We start from the raw sequence: 5,424 nt of genomic DNA, 5'->3' as shown, positions 1-5,424 counted from the left end.
TCTATTGGGGGAAATTACGTAAGATTGATTGAGGTCAATAAAATTTGCTTTGTTTGAATTATATTCCAATTTATATTTGCCTTTAACAAAAAGAGGAGCCCTCCCCACACACAAAAAGAAGGCTCCCCTTGTTAAGGTAATATTGTTACTTACTCAGTAAAAAGTTTAATCAGTTCTTTTGCCTCTTTAATGTCTTTGTCAGACATTGTTTCTTTAAAAGGAAGAATAGCTCCGTTTGAAGCTATGAATGTTTTATTTGCAGAATCATAGGTGTAAGTAGTTTTTGTTGATCCCAGTTTTTCTGTTGCTGTTAAAGTAAGCACATTTGAATCTTCATTGTAATCATAGTAGTTACATTCAAGACCCCTGAAGCAATACTTTGAATCAACAAAAGAAAGAACTTCGCCCCCTTTCTCTTCTTCTCTGTAGGTGTTTCCTGCAAAGCTTGTTTTCTTCTGAGATGCTTTTGTTGATTTGCTGCATGAAGCAAACATGGCCAGCAGACATGAAGCTGCCAGAAGAACTTTTAAATTTTTTTTCATTTTGAACTCCTTTTATAAAATCTGGAAAACTTCCAGTTTATAACTAATTAAAATAATTAACGAAAACCGATTGCACGGCGCACTTCTGATACCCCGGATAAAAACTTTTTCTTCAGTTCAATTTTTTGTGAATCATTTAGCCTGAAGCTTTTTCACATTTTCTTCTTTACTTAAGTTTTATAACGTGTTAAATTACACCTGATGTGAAAACCTTAAAATATTCCGAATGTTTTGTCAATGTTATTTAACGCGTTATTTTTAATTTTTTTAAGAAAAAGAGGGAATTTTTTAAAATGACCATAGAAGAAGAAAGATTATACAAGGAAATTGTGGATGCTTATCCAATTTTAAGGACCTTTAATGAAAGAATCGATGATTTTTTTGCAAATTTTAAGGTGTATCTTGCATTTCTGGATAGAGAAGAAGACCCGCCTGTTTATCAAGATTTCAGGGATGACTATTTAGAAACAGTTCAGGAAAAATATAGAAAGGTAACACAATCCAATCTGGATGTTTTTGCGTCTTACTGTTCTACAATTGCAGCTCATTTTTATGATATAAAAAAAGACGATGTAGTTGGTTTTGTAAAAGACTTGTATGCCCAGGGAATGTCTCAGGGGTCGGTAAGGGTTCTGGTTTCAAGGGTTCGTACCTTTTACAATTATCTTATAAGCCGCAGGGTAATTCTTGTTAATCCATTTGAACTTGTGAAGCTGTCAGAAATTGAATATAAAAGCGGCGAGCAGTTTCTTGTTCCTGATGAAGATGAACTGCGCACAATCACCTCTGAGCTTCCTCTTGAAAAAGCAGCTATCGTTGCCCTGATGAGTATTAAAGGTTACTCCCTGACTGCTTTGTATAATATAAGTTATAGTTATCTTTGCTACGTGAATCATAAAGGTGATCAGGATCAGTATATCCGTACAGTTTTTTGCTGGACTATGGAAGATGTCTGGGATTATCCACTGGATAAAAAGGTGGAAGACACCTGGGAAGTCGATGATAACGCTGTAATGCAGACTTATAAGGGGTATTATGATTATATAAATGAACCTGACTGGTACAATAAAATTCTATTTGACTACTGGGATGAAATTCCAGATGAGGAATATGAATATGGTGAAGGTCCTGCCAGAGGTGAATTTTTTTACATCAATAACAATATTCCCCTTCATTCCTGCGAAAACATCATTATAAAAAAAATCAAGCAGCTTTACGAAGAAGGAAAAATCAAACATCCATACGGCTTAAAGAACCTGAGGGCCTATGCTGTAAAACGTATTTATACATCAGAAAATGAAAGTGGATCTGATAATTCCCAGAAGCTCCATAAGATACAAAAAATGCTGGGCCACTCCACCCTCAACACCACCAAGCGCTACCTCCAGAACATGGGCCTCCCTGTCGAGTAGGGGGGGCACATGGATTTGGAACAGGGGATTTTTATTCAGAATACTCTTCGGCTACCATAAGGTCTTTTTGATTGTCAGTAAGGGTGTAAGATTTGTCGTCTTCAAAATCTGAGAGTGAATCAGTCCACATTTCACACTGGCTGATTACTGTTTTTAATGCAGCTTCCTGACCTTCCGGCGGGTATTTGTATTTTTTAAGAAGCCTCTTTACAATCAGTCGCATTTTTGCCCGGGCAGATTCTTTTTTCTGCCAGTCGATGGTTTTATTTTTCCTGAGGGTTTCCGTAAGTTCTTTTGTGAGTGCAATTAGTTCTTCATTTGAATAAAAATCTTTTACAGCTTCAGGTTTTGTAAGTGCATCGTAGAAAGCAAGTTCTTCATCTGTTAATCCAAGCTTGTTTCCTTCTGCGCTTGCCGCTGCCATTTCTTTAGCAAGATTGAGCATTTCCTGGATTACTTCTTCGTTGGTGAGCATTCCGTTTAAGTAGCGGTTTAATGTTTGCTGGACAAGCTCACTGAATTTTTCTGATTTTACAAGATTTGTGCGGCGGTAAACTTTTACTTGTTCATTGATAAGTTTTTTAAGCATTTCTACAGCAAGATTTTTATTTTTCATTTTTGCTACATCAGCCAGAAACTTTGGATCAAAGAGGTTGAACTCTTCACCTACATCGCTAAAAAGATTTATAACTCCGTCAGATTTTACTGTCTGTTTTAGAAGTTCGTTGATTCTGTCATTTATTTCTTTAAGTGAGAATTTTTTATTGGATGGATTGTACATTAAACGCATTATAGGAACGCGAACAGCTTCAAAGAAGGCAGCTTCCATTCTCATCTTTTCTTGCACCATAGACGAACAAAGGGAAAGCGACTGTTTTAACATAAGAGCTTCTTTTATAAAAGACTGTTTTTCTTCTTCTTTGTCCGGAGCCATTATAAAATTTATAGCTCCTGTGATAGCCATTCCTCTTTTAAGCTCTGAATTTTCATAAAAGTCACTATGGTCATAGCCAAAAAAGAGATTCTGACAGATTTCAAGTTTTTCCTGGAACTTAGGGAAGGCTCTCTTTGCTACATCCATTTCTCCGTAATTTTCCCGGTCACGAATGGTGTAGTCGTTCATTGCCTGTTTAAGGGCGTTAGCGATTCCAACGTAGTCTACGACAAGCCCGCCTTCCTTATCCTTAAAAACACGGTTTACACGTGCAATTGCCTGCATAAGATTGTAGCTTTCCATTGGTTTATAAACATACATTGTGGCGAGGGAAGGAACATCAAAGCCGGTAAGCCACATATCTACAACAATTGCAATTTTAAGAGGACTATCGTTATCCTTAAAACGTGTTGCAAGTTCCTGTTTACGGTTTTTATTACCAATGATTGCACGCCATTCTTCCGGGTCTTTATTACTTTCTGTCATTACTACGGCTATACGGGCGTCATCTCCGGGAACAGTAATTGTTTTGTTGTTGATTGTAACCTGACTACTTGTGCCAGCCCAGGAAGGACGGAGTTCAAGAATCCGGTTGAATATTTTCATGGCGATTTTTCGATTGTATGCGACAATCATTGCTTTACCTGTGTAAAGGTACTGGCGTTCATTTTCGTAGTGATTCAGAATATCATTAACCAGGGAATCTATTGTCTGGTCAGCACCTAAGACTTCTTCCATTTTGCCAAGTTCATGCTTGCTTTTTTCTATTACCTCTTCATCAGCATTTTGTGCAAGAAAGTCATATTCAGCATCAATTTGTGCAAGGACTTTGTCATCAAGTTTGAGTTTAATTACACGGCTTTCATAATAAACAGGACGGGTTGCACCATCCATAACTGCCTGAGTCATGTCGTAAATGTCAATGTAGTCACCAAAAACTTCGATAGTACTGCGGTCCTGCCGGCTGATAGGGGTTCCTGTAAAACCAATGTAACTTGCATTTGGTAGAGAGTCACGGATTATGCGGGCTGTACCGATTGTGCGGCGGGCAAGTAAATTTCCATTTTCGTCCTTTGAAGTTTTAATTTTTTCAGTAAGACCATACTGACCGCGGTGAGCTTCATCAGCCATTACGATGATATTTTTTCGCTGGCTGAGAGGTTCATCGTTTTCTTCAAATTTCTGCATTGTGGTAAAGATAATACCGTTTGCTTTTCGGCCTTCAAGAAGCTGTTTTAAATGCTCCCTGCTTTCTGCCTGTACTGGATCCTGCCGGAGGAAATCCTTGCAGTTGGAAAACTGACTGTATAGCTGGTTATCAAGATCGTTTCGGTCTGTGATTACAACAATAGTGGGACTATCGATTGTCTGCTGCAAAAGATGAGCGTAGAAAACCATAGAAAGAGATTTTCCGGACCCCTGGGTATGCCAGAAGACACCAATTTTTCCGTCTCCTGTTACTGCAAGTTTTGTGCGTTCAACTGTCTTACGGACTGCAAAATACTGATGATATCCTGCTAATATTTTATATGAATTGATTCCATCATTATTAAAGCAGATAAAGTTTTTTATGATATCCAGGAGACGAGCTTTCTGGAAAATGCCTTCAAAGAAAGTAGTAAAATCTGCAAAGGCCTTGGACTCCATGTTGCCGTCTTTGGTTTTCCATTCCATAAAACGGTCTTCGCCAGAGGTGATTGTTCCTGCCTTACTTGTAAGCTGGTCGCTCATTACACAGATACAGTTGTAAATAAACATGGAAGGAATTTCCTGCATGTAGTTACGGATTTGAGTATAAGCCTCGCTGGCATCAGTCTGCTCACGGCTTGGTGATTTTAATTCAAAAAGACAGACAGGAAGGCCGTTTAAGAAAAGCAGAATATCAGGTCGTTTGTTTGAGTTTTCTATAAAGGTCCATTGGTTTGCAACGATAAAAGAATTGTTAGCAGGATTGGAAAAGTCTGCAAGATAGATGATATCAGATTTTGTCTCACCATTTAATGAATACGAAACTTCAATTCCATTCTGAAGATATTCCATAAAAAGTGCATTCTTCTTTTTAAGCTCTGCGTTTTCAAAATTACGGAGTTTAAGGAGAGCCTCATCAATTGCAGCAGGAATGGCCTTTGGGTTCAGTCTGCGGATGGAATCTTCAAGAACAGAATCATATAAAGGAGAGCGAAAGTCGCGGTCAATGTCAGGTCCATACACATGGTCGTAGCCCAGAGTGTCGGTGAAGAGTTCGATCAGGGCATTTTCATAGGATTCTTCTGTGTAGGACGACATATACTATTCTCCTTATTCTTCAAGTAACCATTTTATCACATTTTTATGAATAATGCCCTTTTGGGAAAAATCAAAATCATCAAGAGATAAAACGTATTTTGGGTAATTATCTTTTACAGAATCATATGCGCCAAATTCCCGCTGGACAGTTTCATCAGAGGCAAGAAGGTAAGTGACCTGGTAATACTCCAGTTGATTTCCCTTTTGCGCAATAAAGTCAATTTCTTTGTTTGGAAGCACACCGATTTTA

Annotated in this window: 3 protein-coding genes and 1 pseudogene; 1 reads left to right on the top strand and 3 read right to left on the bottom strand. The window is 38.1% G+C overall.

All coding sequences use genetic code 11. The features are described from left to right. Positions 1 to 149: 149 nt before the first annotated feature. The gene (locus K6D58_RS02400) at positions 150 to 542 is read right to left on the bottom strand and encodes a hypothetical protein (RefSeq protein WP_296827177.1); all 393 of its coding nucleotides are present in this window, start codon (positions 540 to 542) and stop codon (positions 150 to 152) included. A gap of 293 nt (positions 543 to 835) precedes the next feature. On the opposite strand from K6D58_RS02400, the gene K6D58_RS02395 reads away from it, so the two are divergent. Then, positions 836 to 1,954, top strand: coding sequence for a site-specific integrase (locus tag K6D58_RS02395; RefSeq protein ID WP_296827175.1), 1,119 nt, complete (start codon positions 836 to 838; stop codon positions 1,952 to 1,954). A gap of 31 nt (positions 1,955 to 1,985) precedes the next feature. Here K6D58_RS02395 and K6D58_RS02390 read toward each other — a convergent pair whose 3' ends face one another. Beyond that, positions 1,986 to 5,174, bottom strand: a complete 3,189-nt coding sequence (locus tag K6D58_RS02390; protein WP_296827173.1) for a type I restriction endonuclease subunit R — start codon at positions 5,172 to 5,174, stop codon at positions 1,986 to 1,988. Between the two features lie 12 nt (positions 5,175 to 5,186). Then, positions 5,187 to 5,424, bottom strand: a pseudogene (locus K6D58_RS02385) (ATPase); the annotation flags it as partial.

The organism is Treponema sp. (assembly GCF_024696245.1).
GTDB lineage: Bacteria > Spirochaetota > Spirochaetia > Treponematales > Treponemataceae > Treponema_D.
Note: the sequence above shows the minus strand (reverse complement) of the source record. Positions and strands in the feature narration are given on the sequence as shown.

What these genes read in the sequence shown, in the direction of transcription:
- K6D58_RS02400 (WP_296827177.1), bottom strand. Translation starts at nt 542, where the DNA reads ATGAAAAAAAATTTAAAAGTTCTTCTGGCAGCTTCATGTCTGCTGGCC.
- K6D58_RS02390 (WP_296827173.1), bottom strand. Translation starts at nt 5,174, where the DNA reads ATGTCGTCCTACACAGAAGAATCCTATGAAAATGCCCTGATCGAACTC.
- K6D58_RS02395 (WP_296827175.1), top strand. Translation starts at nt 836, where the DNA reads ATGACCATAGAAGAAGAAAGATTATACAAGGAAATTGTGGATGCTTAT.